This window comes from Olivibacter sp. 47 (assembly GCF_030372825.1).
Taxonomy (GTDB): Bacteria; Bacteroidota; Bacteroidia; order Sphingobacteriales; family Sphingobacteriaceae; genus Olivibacter; species Olivibacter oleidegradans.
Genome location: NZ_JAUCNR010000001.1, coordinates 235,300 through 258,154, shown reverse-complemented (window position 1 = coordinate 258,154; position 22,855 = coordinate 235,300). Strand labels below are relative to the sequence as shown.

Annotated in this window: 27 protein-coding genes; 7 read left to right on the top strand and 20 right to left on the bottom strand. The window is 41.3% G+C overall.

The window, feature by feature from the left end:
* Window positions 1-4: 4 nt before the first annotated feature.
* The 6 genes from QT327_RS01070 to QT327_RS01045 all read right to left on the bottom strand — a co-directional run bounded on the left by QT327_RS01070 (window position 5) and on the right by QT327_RS01045 (window position 5,133).
* Entirely contained in the window at window positions 5-2,458 is a 2,454-nt protein-coding gene (locus tag QT327_RS01070) for a TraG family conjugative transposon ATPase (protein ID WP_289551683.1), read from the bottom strand.
* Window positions 2,459-2,467: 9 nt separating this feature from the next.
* The gene (locus QT327_RS01065; RefSeq protein WP_289551682.1) at window positions 2,468-2,809 is read right to left on the bottom strand and encodes a DUF4133 domain-containing protein; all 342 of its coding nucleotides are present in this window, start codon (window positions 2,807-2,809) and stop codon (window positions 2,468-2,470) included.
* Window positions 2,810-2,820: 11 nt separating this feature from the next.
* Complete coding sequence (locus QT327_RS01060; protein WP_130858256.1) at window positions 2,821-3,159, bottom strand: DUF4134 domain-containing protein; 339 nt, start codon at window positions 3,157-3,159, stop codon at window positions 2,821-2,823.
* 31 nt (window positions 3,160-3,190) lie between these two features.
* Complete coding sequence (locus tag QT327_RS01055; protein WP_289551681.1) at window positions 3,191-3,715, bottom strand: hypothetical protein; 525 nt, start codon at window positions 3,713-3,715, stop codon at window positions 3,191-3,193.
* Window positions 3,716-3,849: 134 nt separating this feature from the next.
* On the bottom strand, window positions 3,850-4,713 hold the full coding sequence (locus QT327_RS01050) for an RteC domain-containing protein (protein WP_289551679.1): 864 nt from the start codon (window positions 4,711-4,713) through the stop codon (window positions 3,850-3,852).
* Window positions 4,714-4,869: 156 nt separating this feature from the next.
* On the bottom strand, window positions 4,870-5,133 hold the full coding sequence (locus tag QT327_RS01045) for a helix-turn-helix domain-containing protein (protein ID WP_013663569.1): 264 nt from the start codon (window positions 5,131-5,133) through the stop codon (window positions 4,870-4,872).
* Between the two features lie 84 nt (window positions 5,134-5,217).
* Between QT327_RS01045 and QT327_RS01040 the strand changes: the two genes are divergently transcribed.
* Window positions 5,218-5,457, top strand: coding sequence for a hypothetical protein (locus QT327_RS01040; RefSeq protein WP_289551678.1), 240 nt, complete (start codon window positions 5,218-5,220; stop codon window positions 5,455-5,457).
* Here the strand turns inward: QT327_RS01040 and QT327_RS01035 are convergent, their stop codons facing one another.
* The 7 genes from QT327_RS01035 to QT327_RS01005 form a co-directional block, all read right to left on the bottom strand.
* Window positions 5,458-6,660 carry a hypothetical protein gene (locus tag QT327_RS01035; RefSeq protein WP_289551677.1) on the bottom strand — a complete coding sequence of 401 codons (1,203 nt, stop codon included), beginning with the start codon at window positions 6,658-6,660 and terminating at the stop codon, window positions 5,458-5,460. It lies immediately after the preceding gene.
* Window positions 6,661-6,673: 13 nt separating this feature from the next.
* Window positions 6,674-7,381, bottom strand: a complete 708-nt coding sequence (locus QT327_RS01030; protein WP_289551675.1) for a LytR/AlgR family response regulator transcription factor — start codon at window positions 7,379-7,381, stop codon at window positions 6,674-6,676.
* Window positions 7,378-8,571, bottom strand: coding sequence for a sensor histidine kinase (locus tag QT327_RS01025; RefSeq protein ID WP_289551673.1), 1,194 nt, complete (start codon window positions 8,569-8,571; stop codon window positions 7,378-7,380). The genes QT327_RS01030 and QT327_RS01025 overlap by 4 nt, the downstream gene beginning before the upstream one ends.
* Window positions 8,572-8,582: 11 nt before the next feature.
* Window positions 8,583-9,716 carry an LpxL/LpxP family acyltransferase gene (locus tag QT327_RS01020; RefSeq protein WP_289551672.1) on the bottom strand — a complete coding sequence of 378 codons (1,134 nt, stop codon included), beginning with the start codon at window positions 9,714-9,716 and terminating at the stop codon, window positions 8,583-8,585.
* Between the two features lie 53 nt (window positions 9,717-9,769).
* Complete coding sequence (locus QT327_RS01015; protein ID WP_289551671.1) at window positions 9,770-9,898, bottom strand: hypothetical protein; 129 nt, start codon at window positions 9,896-9,898, stop codon at window positions 9,770-9,772.
* Window positions 9,899-10,407: 509 nt separating this feature from the next.
* Window positions 10,408-10,827 carry a hypothetical protein gene (locus QT327_RS01010; RefSeq protein ID WP_289551670.1) on the bottom strand — a complete coding sequence of 140 codons (420 nt, stop codon included), beginning with the start codon at window positions 10,825-10,827 and terminating at the stop codon, window positions 10,408-10,410.
* A 3-nt stretch (window positions 10,828-10,830) separates the two neighbouring features.
* Entirely contained in the window at window positions 10,831-11,166 is a 336-nt protein-coding gene (locus tag QT327_RS01005) for a YnfA family protein (protein WP_289551669.1), read from the bottom strand.
* A 79-nt stretch (window positions 11,167-11,245) separates the two neighbouring features.
* On the opposite strand from QT327_RS01005, the gene QT327_RS01000 reads away from it, so the two are divergent.
* On the top strand, window positions 11,246-11,653 hold the full coding sequence (locus QT327_RS01000; protein ID WP_289551668.1) for a MerR family transcriptional regulator: 408 nt from the start codon (window positions 11,246-11,248) through the stop codon (window positions 11,651-11,653).
* 177 nt (window positions 11,654-11,830) lie between these two features.
* Here QT327_RS01000 and QT327_RS00995 read toward each other — a convergent pair whose 3' ends face one another.
* Window positions 11,831-11,998, bottom strand: a complete 168-nt coding sequence (locus tag QT327_RS00995; RefSeq protein ID WP_289551667.1) for a hypothetical protein — start codon at window positions 11,996-11,998, stop codon at window positions 11,831-11,833.
* Between the two features lie 157 nt (window positions 11,999-12,155).
* Between QT327_RS00995 and QT327_RS00990 the strand changes: the two genes are divergently transcribed.
* Genes QT327_RS00990 through QT327_RS00980 form a run of 3 tightly spaced genes read left to right on the top strand, consistent with a single transcriptional unit; the run spans window position 12,156 to window position 15,026 of the window.
* Window positions 12,156-13,355: a di-heme oxidoredictase family protein gene (locus QT327_RS00990; RefSeq protein WP_289551666.1), complete on the top strand. Its 1,200-nt coding sequence runs from the start codon at window positions 12,156-12,158 to the stop codon at window positions 13,353-13,355.
* Between the two features lies 1 nt (window position 13,356).
* Window positions 13,357-13,803 (top strand): Rieske (2Fe-2S) protein, encoded by a 447-nt coding sequence (locus tag QT327_RS00985; RefSeq protein ID WP_289551665.1) that lies wholly within the window; start codon window positions 13,357-13,359, stop codon window positions 13,801-13,803.
* Window positions 13,800-15,026 carry a hypothetical protein gene (locus tag QT327_RS00980; RefSeq protein WP_289551664.1) on the top strand — a complete coding sequence of 409 codons (1,227 nt, stop codon included), beginning with the start codon at window positions 13,800-13,802 and terminating at the stop codon, window positions 15,024-15,026. The genes QT327_RS00985 and QT327_RS00980 overlap by 4 nt, the downstream gene beginning before the upstream one ends.
* Before the next feature lie 242 nt (window positions 15,027-15,268).
* On the opposite strand, the gene QT327_RS00975 is transcribed toward QT327_RS00980, so the two are convergent.
* The 6 genes from QT327_RS00975 to QT327_RS00950 all read right to left on the bottom strand — a co-directional run bounded on the left by QT327_RS00975 (window position 15,269) and on the right by QT327_RS00950 (window position 17,652).
* Window positions 15,269-15,481 carry a DUF8507 family protein gene (locus tag QT327_RS00975; protein WP_289551663.1) on the bottom strand — a complete coding sequence of 71 codons (213 nt, stop codon included), beginning with the start codon at window positions 15,479-15,481 and terminating at the stop codon, window positions 15,269-15,271.
* 63 nt (window positions 15,482-15,544) lie between these two features.
* Window positions 15,545-15,757, bottom strand: coding sequence for a hypothetical protein (locus tag QT327_RS28460; protein WP_289551662.1), 213 nt, complete (start codon window positions 15,755-15,757; stop codon window positions 15,545-15,547).
* Between the two features lie 15 nt (window positions 15,758-15,772).
* Window positions 15,773-16,447: a PDDEXK nuclease domain-containing protein gene (locus QT327_RS00965; protein ID WP_289551661.1), complete on the bottom strand. Its 675-nt coding sequence runs from the start codon at window positions 16,445-16,447 to the stop codon at window positions 15,773-15,775.
* Between the two features lie 32 nt (window positions 16,448-16,479).
* A complete protein-coding gene (locus QT327_RS00960) occupies window positions 16,480-16,848 on the bottom strand; it encodes a helix-turn-helix domain-containing protein (RefSeq protein WP_289551660.1) in 369 nt (122 codons plus the stop codon).
* A gap of 11 nt (window positions 16,849-16,859) precedes the next feature.
* On the bottom strand, window positions 16,860-17,258 hold the full coding sequence (locus QT327_RS00955; RefSeq protein ID WP_289551659.1) for a helix-turn-helix domain-containing protein: 399 nt from the start codon (window positions 17,256-17,258) through the stop codon (window positions 16,860-16,862).
* Window positions 17,259-17,268: 10 nt separating this feature from the next.
* A complete protein-coding gene (locus QT327_RS00950; RefSeq protein ID WP_013663477.1) occupies window positions 17,269-17,652 on the bottom strand; it encodes a helix-turn-helix domain-containing protein in 384 nt (127 codons plus the stop codon).
* A 471-nt stretch (window positions 17,653-18,123) separates the two neighbouring features.
* Here QT327_RS00950 and QT327_RS00945 point away from each other — a divergent pair, with 471 nt between their 5' ends.
* On the top strand, window positions 18,124-21,384 hold the full coding sequence (locus tag QT327_RS00945; RefSeq protein WP_289551658.1) for a SusC/RagA family TonB-linked outer membrane protein: 3,261 nt from the start codon (window positions 18,124-18,126) through the stop codon (window positions 21,382-21,384).
* A gap of 10 nt (window positions 21,385-21,394) precedes the next feature.
* Window positions 21,395-22,762: a RagB/SusD family nutrient uptake outer membrane protein gene (locus QT327_RS00940; RefSeq protein ID WP_289551657.1), complete on the top strand. Its 1,368-nt coding sequence runs from the start codon at window positions 21,395-21,397 to the stop codon at window positions 22,760-22,762.
* Window positions 22,763-22,855: the final 93 nt, after the last annotated feature.

Here is a 22,855-nt window from a genome sequence, read left to right as displayed (position 1 = left end):
ATCGTTATTGGCCCGACATTTCTTTCACAAGCATTTCAATGCCTTTCTGCATGCTACCATACCGCAGCGCGTATTCCTGTACTTTTGCTTTTTCACTGGCCTCGGTAGTATAGGTCCAATACTCTTTTGGTGATACTTCGGTACGGTAGACCTTGCTGTGTCCACCAAGGCTGATGAACACCTCCTTGTACGAGCGGTCGGGATCGTTAGCTTTGTTCATGGATAGCACCAGTGCTTTCTCCTTATCCGTAAGCCCCAGCAGTTCCTGTACCTGCTCAAACTTGTTGGCATATTTGGACTGATCGAGCAATATCTTCGTGTCAGAATTATTAATGATGGCATTTTTTACGATGGGCGAACTGATAATGTCCTCGATTTCCTGCGTCACTACGATAGGTTCACCAAAGAACTTGCGCATGGTTTTCCATAGGTAGCGCACATGTTCGGCCATACTATCTTTTGCAATTGCCTTCCATGCTTCTTCCAGCAGCACAACTTTCCTGATCTGCGGTATTTTCCGCATCTTCGATATAATCATTTCCATTATGACAAGGGTAATCACGGGGAAGAGCACGGGGTGGTCTTTCACCGCATCCAGTTCCATCACAATGAACCGTTGATGAAGTAAGTCCAGATTTTCATTGGCGTTCAACAGGTAATCAAACTCCCCGCCCTTGTAGTAAGGATTGAGTACATAAAGAAAACTCCCCAAGTCAAAATCTTTTTCCTTTACCTGCGCTTCTTTGAGTACCGGAGAATATTCGGATAAGAGAAATTCGTAAAAGCTGTTGAATGAAGGAAAGATGTCGGGATTTTCGTCTAAGTAAGCGTAGTAAAAGGTTAGGGCATTGGATATCGCAACATACTCGGACCTTTTGTAAGGTTCGCTATCCTTTTTCCATAAGGATAACAGCAAAGTCTTAATGCTTTCTTTTTTTTCGGTGTCGAGCGAGCTACCCTCAGGCAGATAGAAAGGATTGAAACGTATGGGGTCCTCATCCGAATAGCTAAAATAGTAGCCGCCTACCAGATCGCACAATCCCTTATAGCTGTGGCCAATATCCACGATAATGATATGTGCACCCTGTTCATGGTAGCTCCGCATGAAATGGTTGGTCAGAAAACTTTTTCCCGAACCCGAAGGGCCCAATATAAATTTTGCCCGATTGGTGATCCATCCCTGTTTCCAGGGCTCGTCCGAAATATCCACATGCACAGGTCGACCACTTATCCGGTCTCCAAGACGGATACCGAACGGACTGATGCTATCTTTATAGTTGGTTTCCAGATTGAAGAAACATGCAGCCTGCTCGGCAAAGCTGTCAAAGGTATCATTGATGGGAAAATCTGCTCCTGCTCCGGGCATTCCGGCGTACCATATCTGGGCCATGCCGTCTGTCTCTTGTTTGGCTGTGCAGTCCATTTGAGCAAGCGCCGAACTGACCAGATTTCTAAGTTCTGCGTCTTCCGGTTTATCCGACCATACCAGCACATTGAAATGCGCTTTAATAGGCAGCCGCTGCTCACCAATGGCCTCGTTCAGAAAGCCGTTGACCGCCTCCATTGCCAGGGCGTTTTCCCTGCTGTACATCGAAAGGGATTGTAGCCGGAGCTTTTTAGATTCCAGCATCTTGATCGTTTTTTGCGGATCCTCGATCAATATATACTGGTTGTAAATATGGTTACAATTTAGGAGCTGCCCCAAAGGGCTTGCAAAACCAACACTGAACTTGGTTCGGTCTGTACTGTACTTTTCATAGTTGATCCTGCTGCCACACAGGGCAGGAAGGTTCTCGGTATCGGCAAGTGTATACAGCTGACAGTACCGGTCACCTATTTTCAAACCGTTTTGCAGATTGATGTCACGTACTATCGGCTGCTCGTTTTCTGTTAACAGAAAACAGTAACGTTCTATAATCCCTGCTTTTACCGACGTTCCCGCTAGGTCATCATTTTTCAATCGCCTCGGACTTATAAAGCCACTATCCGTTAATATCCGTTCGAATTGTCCCGCGCTGTCCAGAAAATGTTGGAAAAGGTTTTCGTCCACGGTCTGCGCCGGAACAATTGTCCTCCGTAAAAGATTGCTGTAGGCGGATGTGGCCGGCTTGCGCCCATTCGGCTTTTTTGTCAGAAAAAGATAGCAGGAATGGGCCAGATAAGGTCGTTCATTAAAGAACTTTTCACTGCTACGGGCAAGGAAACCATCCTTTCCTTCGTAGTCTGCTTTATAACTCGCCTGTGTGTACCAATCCTGTTTGTGCAGGACGGTGTGATTTTGGAGTACCTTGATTGCCTTGACAAAGGTGCTGTGATAAGCCGTATAATCCCGTTCCGATAAAGTGAAAATTTCGGGCAGGGTCAGTTCATAGGCCACCGTAATATCTCCCTGTCTGCTGAGTATACAGTCGTGCTCCACTTTGTAAATAGGAAATATGTTTGTTGCTTCGGCTATCATATCATTTTCTTATTTAGGGTTAACGGAATGCGTGTGTGCATTTAAAGAAGTAAATAGACGGCGCGAGCGGAATCGTATAGTATGGGGCAGCCTTCTCTTTGCCAGATATTTCATCAGTCCATGCGTTCCAAAGCGGTGGCTTAAATGAAGAACTAATAAAAAATGTGCTGTGCCCAGCATCAGGATCAGTGGTAAAACGATCAGCAGGCCGGCACCTATGATATACAATAACGCAAAGAGAATCAGAAGAACAACCAGTCCTATTGCCAGATAGATAATATACTGTGCCTTGAGCCCTTTGAACACAATCGGTTGCGAAACGCCTTTGTTGATAGAATAAATGCTGCTCATAGTCTGCCCGTTTATACACCGAAAAATGATTTGAGAACCGTGGCTACAATGACCAGAAAGACGCAGCTTCCAAACCATGAAGCTGCCACTTTATTCGTGTCGGGTTCTCCAGCATTCCATTTATTGAAAACCTTGACAGCTCCTATAATGCCTACCACCGCACCGATGGCATACATTAGGTCAATTCCCGAATCAAAATACCCCTTCACCTTATCGGTTGCTGACTGAATACCGGCATCCCCGTCCTGCGCAAATAGTGGAATGGAAAGGAAAAACTGATAACTGAAAAAGATATATAAGGCAAAGAGTATCCTGGCAATAGCCTGTTTTTTATGATTGTTGCGATTCATATAAGGATAATTTTAAGTTTCTATAAAAATTTTATTCCCAGAAGTTTTCCAACTCTCTTTCCGAAAGGGGAAAAGGGGCATGCCGGGTAATAAATTCATTAAGGGATTGCTGGTTGGAATTGGTACGGATAGCCTTGAGGCGTGGTTTGAATCCATCCATCAGGATAAGGAAATCTTCTTTTGTCCCTTCCTCGTCTTTTAGGATCTGAAAAAGCTGTTTCATCTCTTCCAGTAGATCGGGAATGTTGCCGAGCATTTTTTCTTTGTGCTCTTCATCCCTTTTCCGAAAAGAGAATTCGTCCATGCCCATGACACTCATCCCTTCGGGAAGTTTCGTCTTACCCATCAGGTCATCGTCCACGCTTTCCGTTTGTTCTGCATCGAGGTCATTCTCCTTTGTTCCGCTGTGTGGTCTTTTTTCAGCACCGTTTTTTTTACCTGTCAACAACCTTTTTAATTCTTTTCTGAAAAGGAGCAGGATTACGCTGATATACCATAGGAATGTCAACAAGGTGGCGGCAAGTAAGAACTCATGCCATGTGATATGTTTTAACATAATACTTTGCTTTCAGCTGCACTCCATTGTGCAGCTTTTACGAAGCAAAGTTTGATAGACTACGTTTTTTTGCTTGACAACCTACTGGGTAGTACCCAAAAATAAACGGGTAAACACCTGAAGAACAGGCTGATTTAAAATCGTCTATTTTGGATGTCCGGGCGATATGCATCTTCATCATCCAGCTTTTGGATTATAGCTTTACCCATTTCGTCAATATATTTGGTACGACTGAGCCTTTTGCGCTGCTTGATTTCGGTAAATCTTCTGTAAGGGCGTCCGATTTTTACATTGAAGAGAATTTCCAGCTTACGGACAATTTCACCTATTCCCGCCTGACCTTTGTTGATCTGTCCGGTACAGTACCACCCGTAGGCAGTTTCCAGCAAATTAATGCTTTCTCCGGTCCAAACCATGTCGTTCCCCGCTTCGGTGTCGGTAACATTGTCCTTTCCATCTATCAGCTTCCGTAGATAGGTGGTCATACGCTCATTGGAAAGAATCTTACCGATGAGATAATCTGCCGGGGTGGAGAAACGTTCGTCGTAGTCAATCCGTACCGGACAGAGCCATGACGGTGGTTCTGTAGACGAACGCATAAACAGAAGGCGGTCGAGGTGGTCAGCTCCGGAACGATGATAGCTGTGAAGTTCACGGTTGTCGCGATAGAATTTCTCGATCCCCTTGAGGAGATAACGGTAATATTTCTTAAGTTGATCGGCCGTGCCTTCCGGTTTCGTCAATTCAATCCGTTGTCTGGCAGAATAATAAAGTACCTGACTTATAAACGTAGGCTTTTTAGTCTTAAAAAAAGCTATTTCTTCCTGTTCACTGCTAAAGGTATAGTTTACAGTCCTGTTTTTAAGTTCAACGAGATAAGAACGCGCAGTCAGCAATTTTTTGGCAATTTCCAGCTTATCTGTTATTTCTTCCTGTTCGATCATTACCAGCTCATCTGAAAGTTGCCGGTAAAGATTATTGGCGATTTCGAGTATCATAAGCAAAAATTTTGGTGCGCTACAAATACTCAGGTTTTACGGATGGAAATAAAGTGGTTAAGGTGGTGTCGGAACGACTACCTGTGTAATATCAGAGCTTGTTTACGGCCTATTAAAGGTATTAGGTGGTGGAAAAATGGGAAAAAATGTGTAATATTAGTCAAAACCTTCACTGAAGAACTCTTTGGGTGTCACATTAAGTGCTTTCATGACTTTCAAAAGGCTTTTGTACTGTAGGTTTTCGCCTGCCTCATAGCGACCATATTGTGCTCGCGCTAGATCATGGGCATTGGCAAATTTTTCATAATTAGCATATCCGGCTTTGATCCGGAGTGCTTTTATCCTTTCTCCCAGTTTTCTTAAATCTTCATCTTCCGATGGTGATATTTCCTTTTGCGACATACAAACAAAATAAGCCATAAGGATATTTATATGTTACCATTAATAAGTTACTACTAATTAGATACTACTAATAAGTAGTAAAATATTCTTATTTTTATGCAGATGAATAAGATGTCGGAACTGGAAAAATTAACGGGCTTGGAGACACTTCCCCTGAACCAGCACCCCTTAAGCGCTAGTTTTATTAAAACATGCAACAAAATTGGATGGCTAACGATAGAAGATATTTTCAATGCCGGACTGAAAAAGGTTGCAGAACATCCAAAGATCAACGACGAATGGTTTGATGAACTGTTGGCTTACCTGAGAGAGCTTGGGATGCTATATAGGATGAACCCTTGATCAGGGATACTTGGAATTTATGTAATTCAACATTGAGGTTAACATCTGTTTTACTTTATTGATCACCTGTTGAGAGGGAATGGTATCCTTACTCAGTAAACTATGCAACGCCAGGTGTTCTCTGTTGGGTGTTCCGATAAAGTCTGCTATAAAAGCAAATAACATTTTCTTGGTATCCACTATCAGTATTTTCATTTCCAGCAGCACGCGGAAAAAGAAAAGTAGCTGCCGTTCGGTAAGGGAAACCTGAAAATGGTAGCGGCCCGTTGCTGGATCAATTGCACCTACCGGAAATTTTGACCATAATCTTCGACGCTTACGGAGTTCTTTACGTTTACGTTTGCTATATGTTAAGAGTTGCTTCCTTATGGATAGTATCTGGCTATCCGCAGCCCACTTTTTTATTTCAGGTATCAGCGCCAATTGATTCTGGTAAGTTAGCCATTGTTCTTCTTTTTTATATTCATCATCCAGATTTTCAACAGCCTTTGCCATTTTCTCTCTGATAAGATGACAGAAAGGGCCATAATTGAAATTCAGCATTATGAGCTGTTCGATCAGTTCCCGTTCGTAGCGATCCGAATATTTCAGGTAAGATAGGCGTGCAGGCAGCTCAGCGGCAAGTCTAAGGGCATAATGCCAATGGTGCCATTTGAAATAGCTCATCATGCTTTCATCTGCAAATCCGGAAAAATAGTTTTGCAGGGAGTTGATCAACTGTCGATCGACACGGTTCTTATACATCTCTCCCAACAATAAGTGTGTATTGCTCAGAAAGGTTGTTGACCTTAAATAGGGTATAAAAGGGGGCAGTGATCTATGCTCGTGAAAAGAATCGGGATAGTGTTGAAATAAGCCTTCCAGAAACCGGGTTCCCTGGTTCAGTGCATAGTAATAGACCGCAGCCCGGTAGTTATTCCCGTAAGGTATCTTTATTCTTCTTTCCTTTTCCTGTTCAAGTCTTCTCCACCATTCCTGCATTACATCGGTTATATTGAGTTGGTATTTTCCGATTAATGTATACCTGCTGAACGGCTCATGGAGGACTGTAGCCGAGATATTTGTTTCCAGACTTAAAAAATATTGTTTTATGACCCGTTTATAAGACGTGAAGCTCTCTTTATCCGTTTCTGATATCAATACCTCATTAATGAGTTCATGAAGGTCATCGGCGCGCGCAATTCGGTTCGATCTGGCATACATCTCATGTTGGTGATTAGTGTTGATACAACGTCTTTAGAACATAGTCCTTATATGTTTTTCCGATGATCAGCCCTGTTTTATTTTTCAGTATAACCATACCTTCATCGATCAGGTCAATCATCTTTATAGATATGATATAAGATCGGTGGATTCGTATAAAACCGTCAGTCAGGCGCAGTTCGGATTCAACATCGTCCATCCGCATAGAAGTCAGTACAAATTCATCATGTTTGTGGAATATCACATCGTTTCCCCTTGCTTCTACATAAATGATATCACTGAAATCTATCTTCTTTAATTTTCCTTTATGTTCGATCTGTACAAAGATGTAATCGTTTTTTACTGTGGGTAATTCCAATGTTCTGTGTAGTATCCTTTCCTTCAGCTTTTCCACTGCTTTTGCAAATCGATCGAATTGAACAGGCTTTAACAGATAATCCACCGCATCGAGCTCGATACTTTCGATTGCAAATTCAGTATAAGCAGTACAGACGACCACTTTAACCGAAGGGTCAAGCTCGCGCATCACTTCGGTACCCGTCATTTCATCCATTTCCATGTCAAGAAAAACTGCATGAACATTTAGTTTCGGGATCATTTTTAAACCTTCGAGTGGTCTTGTGGCGGTTCCAATCAAACGGATGTCCGGAACCTGGCTTAGGTAACGGGAAATCTGTTCCAGTGCGGCAGGTTCATCATCAATTGCGAAACAGTTTATCATGGTCGTTTATTTGTATCAGCGGAAAAATCAATAAATAACTCAACTGTATAAATCTCACTGTCTTCCGTACGACTGAGTCTGGCCTTGTCCTTAAAAGCACCTCTCAGTCTCCGCTCCACATTTTTCAGACCAATGTGGCTGCCGGAAGTATCCAATGTTTTGCTGATCCGTTTTTTATTGGAACTATAGAAATAAATTTTATCCCGATTGACCACGATCTTGATCTGCAGGGGATATAGCGGATCTGATAGGTCTCCATATTTGAAGGCATTTTCCACAAGCGTAATAAAGGATAAAGGTGGAATCGAATGCAGGTAGCGGTCACCCTCGAATTCGAACACAATGTTTTTTCCTTTGCCGAAACGTCGCTGGTTGATTTCGAGGTAAATTTCCAGATATTCCAGCTCCTTATGCACCGGCACAAGCTGTTTGCCTTTCACCGCATTGTCCAACGAATAACGCATCATCATGGAAAGCAGGTAGATGCTATCGGCCAATGATTTGGATAAAGAAAGTGCTTCTGTATAGATAAAATTTAGTGAATTATGCAGAAAATGGGGATTGACCTGGGCTCTTAAAAATGCCTGTTCATATTCGAACTTTTCCCGTTCCATTTCGTAATGTGCTTTTTCCATCCGGCGTTTGTACGCCAGATTGGCAAACCATTTCAGTATAAAATACACGATAATGGCATAGCTGGCGTATTTGATATAAGGGGAAAGTATATTGCGCAGGTACAGGCTCAGTTTAAACGGCACATCCTCATAATATAATTTAGCCCCAAATAGCGGCAATATTCCATAGATGCACACATAGCCCAGTGCTGCCAGTATAAAGAAAGTGGAGATTACCAATAATATAGCGATCCCAATATTTATTTTCCGGCTTTCGATAAATTTAAAGAGAAAGAAATTACTGTAAAAGATAATCGAATACAACAAGCAGAGAAAAAGTATATGACTGTAGTCGACATAACTGATTTTGGGTAGGTTGTAGATATATACAAACTGGGCATAGATTATCCAACAGATAAAATTGAACAACAGGGGGTGTTTACGGAAAAAAGTGGCCATATCTTCCGGATTTTTTGGTTCATCATTCCACAAGATAAAAAAATTAGGCCATTTTCCGTAAAAAAGTGTGCAAAGGACGTTATTTCCCTGTGCAGCGATCGCATCTAATGATTGCATATTCTCTTTTCTTAGATTTCTAATACAACTCTATTGGTTATGAGATCTTTCATGTGATTCCGCTGCAATAAAGGGACTGTAAAAGGATAATCCCTTCTATAAATCTGTTCCAGCCGCCTATATAACCAGTGTTCGATATCGAAACATTGATAATCTCTTTTCCTGAAAAGAAAATATTTGCCGGTTATACTGAAAAAGCTATAATCCTCTTCGTTGAATCTGATCAGTCTTTTCTTTTTTCCTTCTGTGATAATTGGTTCGGATATCTGTTCCGCGATCGGATTGACGATATCGGCATGCTCATGCAAATGCAGCCATGTTTCCCATTGCCAGGGCCTTTTGGAGACAGCCTTCTCAAGATATTTATAGATTCGCGAAACGGCCTGCTCTATAAATATTTGCCTATTAAGCTCCTCATTCGGTAATATCGGAGGAAAAAAATCGAGACAGGGAACACGCTTCCATTGCCGTGTAGAAACTACCGGATAAATCGGGGATTTGCTCAGGTAAGAAATAAAAGCTGCCCCTGCTCTTACTTTGACATGTTGGTTCAGAAAAGGGATGGATATAAGGTTACGGCTCGTCAGGTCGTCTCCTGTTCCGGTATTTCCATCTACATAAACTAAAATATTTTTTCCGTCCCTTAGTTCTCTATTTATTCGCAGTAGGCTGTTTTTATCGTTGGCATTGATCAGATTAAAACCAAGGTGTTCTATTTTTTGGCTATCATATTTCAGATTGACCAATTCATTTTCTTTTTGCATGCCATTTTTTGAAACAACCAAGGCAAATGGGACATCATTTTTTGCCAGGTAATGCCCGATCATCCGAAAAGATCCACTATGAAAGGTGGCAATTACTCCAGGTCTATTTTTAATATCCTGCAAAGCATAACCATGAAAGCGGACTTTAAGGTTTTTGGGTAGGTCCGGAAGTGACTGTTCAAAATAGCTTTGCTGCTGGTTTGTCAATAACTTAAAGAAATGTGACTCATGCTCCATGTATTTTAGCGATGGAAGAAAATTACGGAAGCTTGCACTCACTACCTGAAATTTGTACCAGAAGGGATTTGTAGGTTCTAAAGAAGTTCTTATATGGGTGATAGGAAAGCCGTGGGAGTGACTTTTTATAAGGTTATTCTCCATTTTTAAAGATTTAGCCCGACGGACGAAAAACCGCCGGGCGGTAAACATTATTTCTATAGTCCCTCATAAGGGATACATTTGTCTTCCGTTTCTGCTACCAGCATAATAGCTTCCAACGCGAGCAACGTAATGGGGCGGCTGAACAGTTTGCCTATCCGGGATTTTCCTCTTTTACGTTTCATCTTTTGTGTATCTATAGTTAAACCATTGCCTACTCTGATCAAGGGTTTTCGGTTACGCCCTACCGATGGCCACCGGGTTTTACTGGATATCCGATAGCGAATTTCGAGCGTTAGAGAGGTCTATTCAACTAACTTGGTTTGAATGGTGGGATTCTATATGTGAATGTCGCTTTTCTGTATGCGAAAGTTTTGAGGGATTACAGATCAGCCTTCTATTGAGGCACCTATATTGTTCCACTGGTTTGTTTTGCTACACTTGAAATTGGCTGCGGAAGCCTTAAAAAGCTGCTATTTATTAAAGCGAAGCAGATAAAGGAAATTTGGCTAAACAGAGCGAACACGTACTGTAGTTGAATGGAATGACGTAATGATGAGGCAATAGGTTACACATCTCTTTGGTGAAACATTGAAATATCCACTCGGAAAAGAAGCTAATCGGCAGCAGGGCTTGGCAATAGTTTTACAGTACAATGCCAATAATAGGTATTACTCTTTTACAGACCAAAGGGTTACAATTCTAATTCAGAAGTGATAAAATTTTTTGTCCCCTTTGGCCCCGTAATAGTGAGCCATGTATTGGAGCCATCACCTTTAACGGATAAACCAAAATCAAAAAAATCACAACAAAGCCGTTCTGTTTTTACGAAATCGGAAAGCTCATCAATTATTTTATCTGAGCCATTAAACTTATAAGAGAAACCATCTTTCAACTCCTTCTTTTCTATAACCTGCTTTTTCAAGCTGGCAATAATAGAGGCTTTACGCCTTTGCATTTCCGGCGTGGTCAGTTTACAGGAAACTTCCCTTTTTATGGAATTTACTTCATTTGTCACTTTTACGTTATCGTCTTCCATTTTCATATTGATGTTGGTTTGGCTATATCCTACAAGAGAAACAGCCAACAGTGGTAGAATTAAGATTTTTTTCATACATTAATTAGTTGTTCGCGGAGCATAAAAAATTACACAAACACCCAACAGGGCTATCAAAGCGCCAATGATATCATAGCGATCAGGTTTAAAACCATCTACTTTCCAAGCCCATAGCAAGGAAAGGACTATGAAGATACCACCATACGTAGCGTATACCCGGCCAAAGTTTGCGGTCTGCCAGGTAGCCACTACCCCATACAAGGCTAAAACTACACCGCCTATTATGCCAAACCATAGCGGCTTATCTTCTTTTAGCCAAAGCCAAACAAAATAACCGCCGCCGATCTCGCATAAGCCTGCGAGAATAAATATTAAAAATGATTTCAATGTTCCCATTCGATAAATTTATTAAAGTTACTTTTGCAAATATATACCATGGAGTATAGTCCATGGTCAAGTAAAAATTGTAACAGTTATGTTAATTGGTGAATTATCTTTAAAAACAGGGCTTTCAAAAGATACCATTCGCTTTTACGAAAAGCAAGGTTTAATTCAGGTTGGCAGGAAGCAGCGAAGAAAGAATAATTACAAAGAGTATTCAGAGGATGTGTTAAACCGACTTCAGGCTATAAAACGGATGAAGAATTTCGGCTTTACGCTGAACGAAGCAGCCACATTGTTGGGTATGATAGATGTTAATGCAGCTACTTGTGATAATGTTAGTGATCTAATAGCTAAAAAGGTTGATTTGCTGGATACAAAAATTCACGATATGATCTCCCTACGTAATCAGCTAATTGTCGGGGTGCAAAAATGCCAAAATTGCTGTAACCCTGCGCAACCGGAGGAAAATTGCCCAATACTGGTTTCAGATAGTTTGTAACGGCTTTTGATTATACCCATTGGAACGTGGCTCCCTATACCATATTTTATGAAGTGGGGGTATGATTTTGGCTATTATTTGACATGGACTTTTTTTGCGGCGACTTTCAAAAAGCATAACTGCTTTTATCTCAGCATAACTCTTTCAGATCATCACAATAGATACCTGATAACTATCCTAGGTAATTCCTTGTTCGAACACCAATTCTTTGCTTGCCAGCAACCGGCAATGGCTATTCTTATCCTTTATATCCAACGGATTTGAGACACCAAAGTCAACGGACCAATATCCTCTAATTTTTAAGGTTTCCGATTGCTCCGGCGTCATTTTATATTGCTGACTCATAAAGGAATCATTAAATATATAGTGCATGCTCCTGTAAACTACTCAATTTCAGTCCAACTTCCTCATTAAGGCAAATGGATAAGTTTTGATTATTTACAAAAAATGATTAGACTTGCAAAATATTAAAGTTAGACAGATCTAAATTATAATGATGTATATGACTAAAAAAAGGAAGATCACAGTCGTTGCTATGACTGCTATAATCTTCCTGATTGCCTGTGAAAAAATGCTGCCCGAAGCCCCTCCAGAAGATAGCCTGTTGGATGGTCCTATGGAGGGGCTAACTGCTGAGCAGCATATACAGTTCCTCCGTGGCGATGTGGCCTTTAATGATGATGTGTTTTCAGGAGAGACCGGGCTGGGCCCTTTATTTGTAGCCACTTCCTGTGGCACTTGTCATGCCGGGGATGGTAAGGGACACCCTTTTACCACTTTAACCCGTTTCGGACAATCCGATACATTGGGTAACAGGTTTTTGCACCAGGGTGGGCCGCAGTTACAGCACAGAGCCTTACCCGGGTTCATATCTGAAAGCCTACCTACAGGGGCCACCTTTTCCGACTTTATGCCACCGGCCAATACGGGGCTTGGTTTTCTGGATGCTGTGCCTGATGCTGCTTTACTTGCGTTGGCCGATCCCAATGATGCTGATGGGGATGGTATTTCGGGCAGGCCAAACTGGATACATGCACCTGCTTACTGCATGCCCCGCCCCGAAACCATTGAGCATAATGGAAAGTATATTGGCCGGATTGGAAAAAAAGCTGCTGTGTATGATCTGCTCCAGCAAACTGCTGTTGCCTATAACCAGGATATTGGTATCACTTCAGGATACGAACCCGTTGATACCTACAACGGGCAACCTATAGACCCGGAAGTAAGCAATCAGACCGTATTGGACGTGGTATTCTATTTGAAAACCCTGAAAGCGCCTATTCAGCGAAATGCTGAGAATACGGATGTAAAGGCCGGCAAACAGATCTTCATGAACATTAGCTGCGGCAAATGTCACGCTCCGCAACTTAAAACCGGTCATTCTCCCATAGCAGCATTATCCGGCAAAACATTTTACCCATATACCGATCTGCTATTGCATGACATGGGCAATGGTTTGAACGATGGCTACACTGAAGGCACTGCCCTGCCAGAAGAATGGAGAACACCCCCTTTATGGGGATTGGGGCTTTCAAAAAATTCACAGGGTGGGCAATACTTTCTGTTACATGACGGAAGGGCCAGGAGCATAGAAGAGGCCATTTTATTACACGGTGGTGAGGCACAGAACAGCCGCAATCAATTCCAGCAGTTCACAGATAAGGAAAAGCAGCAACTAGTTAAATTTTTAGAAAGTCTTTGATATGAATCGAAAAGAATTTATGCACCAATGTGGGTTTGCTTGCTTGGGGGTAATGGGGTTATCAGCGCTTACTGAAAGCTGCGCCGTATCCAGGCAATTGGATGCGTCGATAAATGATAGGAGCCAAATGCAGGTTCCCCTTTCTGTTTTCATAACATCATCAAAAAATAACCGGCAGCAATTCAAGCGATATATCATTGTCAGGAATGATCGGCTGAACTACCCTATCGTAGTATATCGCAATGCAGAAAATAACTACACAGCCCTGTTATTGCGGTGCAGCCATCAATACAATGAACTAAACGTAAACGGTGACCTGCTTACCTGTCCTGCACATGGAAGCGAGTTCAACGCTAAGGGTGAAGTAGTGCATGGCCCTGCGGAAGATAAACTGCGTTCATTTGTTACTACTGTTGATGCACAGAATCTGTTTATACACCTGGTATGAAGAAAATTTTTTTATTCTTTATTTTTGCACTGATTACGTGTTCAGCTTCTGCACAAAGGGATACTTCCCTTTTTAAAAGGGTAATGCCGGATACCGCAAAGATGAAACTGAATATGGATGCTGTGTACAATCGTCCGTTTCTGCAAATAGGTAAGCTGCCTGCAACGCTAGGCGGTTACATTGAAGCCAACACGGCTTATTTTAACGAAAATGGTATAACCGAAGGCTTATCATTCCAACTACCCAGGCTTACTTTATTTGTCGCCTCGACCATCCGGCACCGGATCAAATTTCTTAGTGAAATTGAACTGGAAGAAGGAGGCAGGGAGATCAATATAGAATTTGCATCAGTAGATGTTGAATTCCATCCATTGCTGAACCTGCGGGGCGGCGTGATCATGAACCCAATTGGCTCATTCAACCAAAATCATGATGGGCCAAAGTGGGAATTTATCAGCCGTCCGATTTCAGCCACCACTATTATCCCCGCTACATGGAGCACTGTAGGATTTGGATTATATGGCAAATATGCCCGTAATGACTGGGTTTGGGCTTATGAGGCATACCTTAGCAATGGTTTTGACGATAAGATTATCAACAATAGTGAAAACCGTACGTGGATGCCTGCCAGTAAAGAAAACGCGGAACGGTTTGAGGAAAGTTTTAACGGATCGCCTTTGGTAACCCTTAAAACGGCTATCCGGCACAGGGGATTTGGGGAGTTGGGAGTATCCTGGATGGGCGGTGTATATAATAAGTACCGGGATGATGGGATTATTCTGGATAAAAAACGGCGCGTCGATTTATTAGCTATTGATTTTAATACGATAGTATCCCAATGGAATACTTACATCAACGGAGAATGGGTATGGGCTTTTATTGATGTTCCTTCTACATATACACAGCAATTTGGTAACCGTCAGCAAGGAGGATTCATTGATATTGTACAACCGGTCATTAAACGTACTATGCTGGGTTGGGATAATGCAACCGTTAACCTGGCAGTAAGAGGAGAATATGTTGATTATAATGTGGGCACATTCAAACAAACAGGAGATAACATTTACGACCAGGTTACAGCTATAGTACCTGGTATTAGTTTCCGTCCTTCAGGGCAAACGGTATTCCGGGCAAACTATCGTTATGAATGGCACAGGGATCTGCTGGGCAATCCGGCTGTTAAGGTAGCAGGATTTCAGTTCGGTCTTTCTACATATTTCTGATTACTAAACAATTAATTACTTGAGGGGGACAATCGCTGATTTATCGTCTTGGTAATCAATTCGCAGCGGCAAATAAATTGTATTCGATTCATTTCTTCACATATTGCTTTCGGCAAAGGCTCTCTTCTCCACGTTAGATATAAGATTTGGGTATAATACATCACAAAATGCAGACCTCGGGAGATAGACAGAACGTAGAATAACATTGGTATCTAATACTACTTTCAGCAAAGCCATAACTATTATTTGCTATCGAGTATCTTTTTCAGTTTTTCATCACTATATCCTTTCTTGTCCCAAATAGCATCAGCACTATCACGAGCGCGTTCCAATAAGAACTTAACCATCATGCTCTTTAGCTCCAGCAATTCGTTTTCAGGTATATCCACACAAAACAATTTAAGCAATTCCATTTGCACATTGCTTAATGGTGGTTGAACCGTTATATTTGCCATATTGATACCTCCGTTTGCCTTAAGACTGTTAATTGGTTATTTATATTGTTTGCATAATAATTGTTAGGGCTTATCCTCTACTTTATTCTCGATTTGCTTTTTTGACACTTCAACAGCTTGATGTAATTTTTCTTTTAGCAGTTTTTTACTAGGCAACTGAGTAAGGTATTCAGAAACCTTGATACCTGCGTTATCAAGTTGTAAGAGTTCCACTTGTTCGTGGTTACCTTCGGCGCAAAGAATCAACCCCAATGGTGTATTTTCACCTTCTTCCATCTCATAACGCTCCAATCATCTCAAATAAAGTTCCATCTGGCCTTTATATGCTGCTTTGAAGCGACCTAGCTTCAGCTCGACGGCAATGAGTCTCTTAAGTTTTCGGTGGTAAAACAGCAAATCCAACCGAAAGTCCTCTCCGTCGATAATCATACGCTTTTGACGCTCCACAAAACTAAATCCTTGGCCCAATTCCAGAATAAACCGTTCAAGTTCCCTTAAAATGGCATCTTCGAGATGCTGTTCGCTATAGGTACTACTTATTTTATCACGAAGGGTCTTTACATTCCATCCTTCAGCTTTGCATAATTCCAAATAGAATTCCCGTTGAAGCTCACTTTTCAATGGTATCAAAGCAATAAAATGTGTCCAACTCAATTGTCGTATTGCCGATACGACAATTTGCTCATCTGAAAATACTGTGGCAAATTGAATCATTCGCCTAAGATTCTTCTCAGAGAAATTATTGCCATATTGCTGTACCAATCTCTCTGAAAGTCCCACAATGATACGCTGCCCATATGCAGCTCTTTTTTCTGTAAGTAAGTTTTCACTTACACGCTTCCCTATTCTCCAATAGAGATAGGTGAGTGTACTGTTTGCGCTTTGAGCAAGTTGTTGTTTGCTTTCCTCAATCAGCTTGGCTACGTCAACAAAAAGCTGCTTCTCAAATTTAATTGGTTGACTCATCGTAAAGAAGTGTACCGCGGGAGGGTAATTGGTTAATTATTCCTCGTTTGCACCCGAGCCTGTAAGCGACTTGCATCTCTTTTACTTTTATCAACCTGTTCCTCTAAATTCTTGATCTGGTCAGAAGAGCAGCCTTGGTACATTATGTTCACTCCCTGATTACCATCATAATTGTTAAAGTGGTTTGTATAAGTGGCCTTTTCTTGATAGTTGAGTATATATTCTGGGGCTACTCCGAAAATCTCCGATAGCTCGTAAAGTCTTGACACTGTAACGTCTGCAACATTATTTTCGATATTACTATACGCTTTAACTGTTATACCGAGAGCCTTTGCTACATCCTCTTTGTGCAAGCCTTTTTCCTTTTCTCGGATTTCTTTAATATTTTCTCCAATCTTCATATCTTAAATACTTAAAATTCGATATTATTGTTTTTCAATAGTGCTTCCAGTAAAGAGATGCGTTTCCGTTCGCTTTCTAGCAATTCCTCTTGTAATCTAAGGATTTTCTTATTGCTTTCTGACTCTATGCCTGTTCCGCCCTGATGCATAATATTAGTTCCCTTATTGCCGCTTTTGTTGTGAAAATAATTATAAAATTCTTTCTTAGACTGCTTATAGTTCAGGATATATTCTGGACTACATTCAAATATTGAAGCAATCTCTTCCAGTCTAGTTAAACTTATATCTGTAACATTATTCTCAATGTTACCATATGCCCTTTCGGAGATATTTAACCTATCGGCCATATAGCTCCTTTTAAAGTTCTTTTCGGTTTCCCTAATTTCTCTTATATTATCGCCAACTTTCATGTCAAAAGGTTCAAAAATCTATTGGTATATTGTTTTCGCGCAACAACTTTTCAAGCTTGGGTATCCTTTTTAGTTCTTCACTATATAACTCTTTATATGCTTTTCTTACTTCTTTTTGATCAATTCCCTGAATCTTAATATTTGTTCCCGAATTATCACTATGGTTAAAAAAATAATTTTTTATTCCGTTAGTCGGCTCGTTAAGTTGAAGCAATTCTGCAGGAGTTAAAGACAAAACACTACAAATTGCATCCAGCATACTTAAAGTTATGTCAACATCATCATTTTCAATTGATTTGTATTCATCAACACTAATTTTCAATTCGTCGGCCATAAACTCTTCAGTATACTTGTGAGCTCTTCGGATTTCAATGATGTTTTTCCCTATTTTCATGTTATAAATTTTTATAATCGTAAATATAGTAAAACTTCCACAAAAGAACAAATACTTCTAAACAAACCTCCGTATAAATTCATCTTTCTGAACTACAACATCAAGTGTTGGAAGTGATTTTCTCTAATTTTCACCGCATTTGTTTTTTCTTTGCTATTCCTAACAATAGATTATGAAAAAGCAAAAGATACCTAAATCGATTAAAGCCGTCTTAAGAAAGGTCAAGGGTCGTCTTCTGTTTAAGCTCTTCCCATACCAACCAAGTAAATTTTATCCGGTAGTAACTCTCGTTGACGATGAAGAAATTATCGTTAGCACTTCAGATTTCAATCTGACAATTCAATGTACGGAGAAAAAAGGCACTAAAAAGAATCTATACAAGAACCTTATTAAATCTCCTGTTTAGCCCCTTTCCCCTTCTTTCCAAAAAGAAGTTCAACCTAATTTTTAACCAAACCGTAATCACAGAAAATGAATTTAACGCTCATAAGGGGTTTGCTGTGTCCAAAAGGCGAGCTATCGGCTTTCGGCAATCGGCTATCAGCTAAATCCCGATTCAAGAAAAACAGTACTAATAAAAGAAATATCACCAATCTCCACACTACTGTCCGTCCCCATTTTTTGGGACGAACGACCGTGTGCAGGGACCAACGACATAAAATCATTGCGAATCACACTTTAAAGGTCGCCAATAGATACCCATATAAAACAGGCATAAAGATAGGTTTGAGCGGAGTGATCTTGCGCGTCCTTAGACCTTACGCCTTTTACCTTATAACCTTAAAGATTTTGTTCTGTGTTTGTTTGGCACACGCCCGGCAGTCCTCCTCCCCGGAGGCTGCCACCGGCGTGGCTTTACGGCAAATAACGCTGAAGGGTAACGTGCTGTCAGCAGTTAATGGCGAACCGCTTGAAGGGGCTACCGTACGTACGGAAGTCACCTCTATAACCACCGATCAGAAAGGGAATTTCACTGTCATAACCAAAAAGAACAAGGGAACATTTACGGTCACCTATTTGGGCTATCAAACCAAAGAAATTCAGTATGATATTTCCACCAGCCAGTACTATACCATAAAACTTGATCCACAGCAAAATACCTTAGACGAAACCGTAGTAATTGCTTATGGACAAACTACCAAACGCTTCAACACCGGTAGTGTTGGGCGTGTAACCGCAGCAGAAATTTCAAGGCAACCGGTTGCCAATCCTATAGCTGCGTTACAGGGGCGAATTTCGGGAGTAGAGATAACACAACAGAGCGGACGTACGGGAGCAAATTTTAATGTTCTTATAAGAGGTAGAAGCTCGATTGCAAACGGCAACGAACCCCTATACCTGATCGATGGAGTGCCGTGGTTAAGTGCCGGTATTTCAAAAGCCAGTTCTGTGGGTTCACAAAGTCCGTTTAACAGCATTAACCCATTAGACATTGAGAGTGTCGAAGTGCTTAAAGACGCTGATGCAACCGCAATTTTTGGTAGTAGAGGAGCAAACGGTGTGATACTCATCTCCACAAAGAAAGGCAAGCAGGGAAAAACAGAAGTTGGCCTGAATGCTTACACAGGTATTAGCCAGGTCGGGCACACTATGCCGTTAATGAACACACAGGAATACATTGAAATGCGTGCTCAAGCCTTTGTAAATGATAACATCTCCCCTACGTCTGTAAATGCTCCTGACCTTACACTTTACGATCAGCAGCGGTATACAAATTGGAAAAAAATTTTAATTGGAAATACAGCTCATTTATCTGATCTACAGTTAAACCTTTCAGGGGGCAGTGATAAAACACAGTTCCGTATTTCAGGTGCCTATCGAACGGAGGAAAACGTTTATCCCGGAGATGAGGTCGACAAACGAGCAAGCGCGCAATTAAATCTCGATCACAGATCCGAAAATGAGAAGTTCCGGATTTCTTTTACGAGCAGCTTTTCAGATTACAAGAACAACATACTTCCCACCGATTTAACAGAGGGTATTTACACTGCACCAAACTTACTACCATATGAAGATAATGGATCCTTATCATGGTCAGAAAACGGATCAGCCGTATATAATAACCCTTTGGCGGCTACATTGAGAAGTTACCGGACAAAAACGCAGAATTTGGTCAGCAATCTGAACGCTAACTACAGTATTACAAAACACATAGCTATCAGGTTGAATGCCGGTTATACCACCATTGCCACAGATGAGGCCAACGTTTATCCGTTAAGCTCTTTTATACCGAACAATTCCAGGATAAGCGGGGAATCAACATTCGCCAATAGTGATTTTAATAGTTGGATTGTAGAGCCGCAACTTACGTATATCCGAAGCTTTGGCGACCATAAGTTGGAAATGTTGTTGGGATCCAGTTGGCAGGAAGAGAAATCCAGCGGTAGGGTTATATTTGCCAGCAATTATAGTAGCGAAGAATTGTTGTTCTCCACAACCGGGGCAAGTACCCTAAATGTCACCGAAGAATATGGACTTTATCGGTATCAGGCAATATTCGGAAGGATCAATTACCAATATAAAGAACGATATCTTTTTAATCTGACCGGGCGACGGGATGGTTCTTCCCGTTTCGGACCCGGACGTCAATTTGCAAATTTCGGCGCAATTGGTGCCGCATGGATTTTTACCAATGAGAACATCATTAAAAACAATTTAACCTTCTTAAGCTTTGGGAAATTTCGAGCAAGCTACGGGCTGACAGGAAACGATAAAATAGGCGACTACCAGTTTCTTGACACTTATGGAAATGTCCGTTATCCGTACGCTGGTGTCGGTGGCCTAGCTCCGCAACGTCTTTACAATCCTGACTACGAATGGGAAAGCAACCGTAAATTGGAAATGGCTTTGGAGCTTGGTCTATTGAAAGATCGGATACTGTTTTCAGGAGCTTGGTTCAGAAACCGAAGCTCCAATCAACTATTGCAATATACCTTACCATCTCAGACGGGATTCCGAGGCATTACCCAAAATCTACCTGCCGAGGTGGAAAACAAAGGGTGGGAATTTGAAATCAGCACCATAAATCTCCAAAAACCTGCATTCAAATGGAATTCGTCTTTCAACATTACACGCGCAACAAACAAGTTACTTGATTTTCCCGGTCTCGATAAATCAAGTTATGCAAATCAATATGCGATCGGCGAGTCCCTGAACATCGTTAAGTTATATCCCTATTTAGGGGTAGATCCTGAGACAGGCCTTTGGTCTATCGATCTTAACAACGGTCGCAGCGTTATTCGCGACCTTACACCGAAATTTTACGGCGGGTTAAACAACAGCTTCCAGTTCAAGGGATTACAATTGGACGTCTTTCTTCAATTTGTCAAAAAGGACGGATACAGTTTCATACATAGTCTTCCGGCGTTAATGGGAACTACAAACTTTAACCAACCAAAGGTTTTGGCAAACCATTGGACCCCTTCAAATATTGATAGTGAGATTCAGAAACCTTCTACAGGGGGAGGAGCCGCAACTGCAAGAAGCAATTACCTGTTATCGAATGGTGTAATAACAGATGCCTCATTTATCCGATTAAAGAATGTTTCACTCAGCTATCGTTTGCCTGATCGTTGGGTTAGCAGCATGGACATCAAGCAGCTTCGCATTTACTTTCAGGGACAGAATCTACTGACCTTCACGGGATACGAAGGTAATGATCCGGAAGTAACCAGCATGCGTACCCTCCGGCCTCTGCGAACATTAACATTTGGAATTCAGGGAACTTTTTAACGGCATAAAAATGAAACAAAAAAAATTATTTAAATACTATCTGATGGCGATCATCACAAGTTTTACAGGCTGTAGCAATTTCGTGGAAGTTGAATTACCGCCCAACCAGATCGGTAAAATTAACGCATTCAACAATGAAGCGACAGCAACGTCTGTAGTCAGCGGGATATATAGTAACCTTTCAAACATTTCCCATACTTTAAATGCTGACATGCACATTGCCGTAGCACTCAATGCAGACGAGCTATCTTATTCACAATCTTCGCAGAGTTATCTTGAATTTCTAAACAGCAATATACAGACTAACAACACATTGGTCGGTAGTTTTTGGTCCATGGCATACAGTAGCATTTACAACACCAACATGGCAATTGAAGGACTTTTATCTTCATCTAATCTAAGTGAGTCTGTACGGAATCAACTACTGGGAGAAGCGAAATTTATCAGGGCGTTCTGCTACTTTTATCTGGTGAACCTATTCGGAGATGTTCCGCTGATATTGGAAACCGACTATCAGGCTAACCAGCGCCTTGGCAGAACCGAAATAGCTAGCGTCTATGAACAGATTGAAAGGGATCTTACAGAGGCTGAAACGTTATTGACGGAAGACTATCCGGTTTTGGATAAAGTCAGGCCCAACCGTTTGGCAGCCGCCGCTTTGTTGTCTCGAGTTTATCTTTATCGCGAAAAATGGCAACTAGCGGAAGAGAAAGCTTCCCAGATCATCAATAGTGGTTTATATTCACTTCCTGAGCTTTCAACAGTATTTTTAAAAGCAAGTGAAGAAACAATCTGGCAGCTAATACCGGTATTTCCCGGCTATAACACCAATATCGGAAGAATACTAATTCCGACATCTAGCAGCAGGATTCCAAATTACTTTCTGATTGAAGATTTCCTACAATCATTTTCCAATGCCGATAAGCGACAACATGAATGGATAAGCTCCTTAACAATCGCTGATAGAGTTTATCATTCCCCCCATAAATATAAAGTGCAGATAGGTACTGAATTATCGGAATACCTAGTTGTGTTTCGACTTGCCGAGCAGCACCTGATAAGGGCAGAGGCTTTGGCAAGGCAGAACGATATTGCCAACGCCCTACAGGATTTGAACATGATCCGTAAAAGGGCGGGATTGGAAGAAGTAGTTATTAACAGCATCGAGGAGACGATAGATGAGATCCGAACACAGCGCAGGCATGAATTATTTATGGAATGGGGTCATCGCTGGTTTGACCTTAAACGACTGAGCCTTGCATCCACAGTACTACAAACGATCAAGGGGGTAAACTGGCAATCTACTGATGTTTATTGGCCTGTGCCCTTACAGGAGCTGGACACGAATCCTTTTTTAATCCAAAATGAAGGTTATTAACAAGAGAATTGAAATGAGAAACTACATAAGAAAATTAAGATTTGTACTGGTGATATTAACGGGAATGAACTTTCCAACTGAAAGCCATTGCCA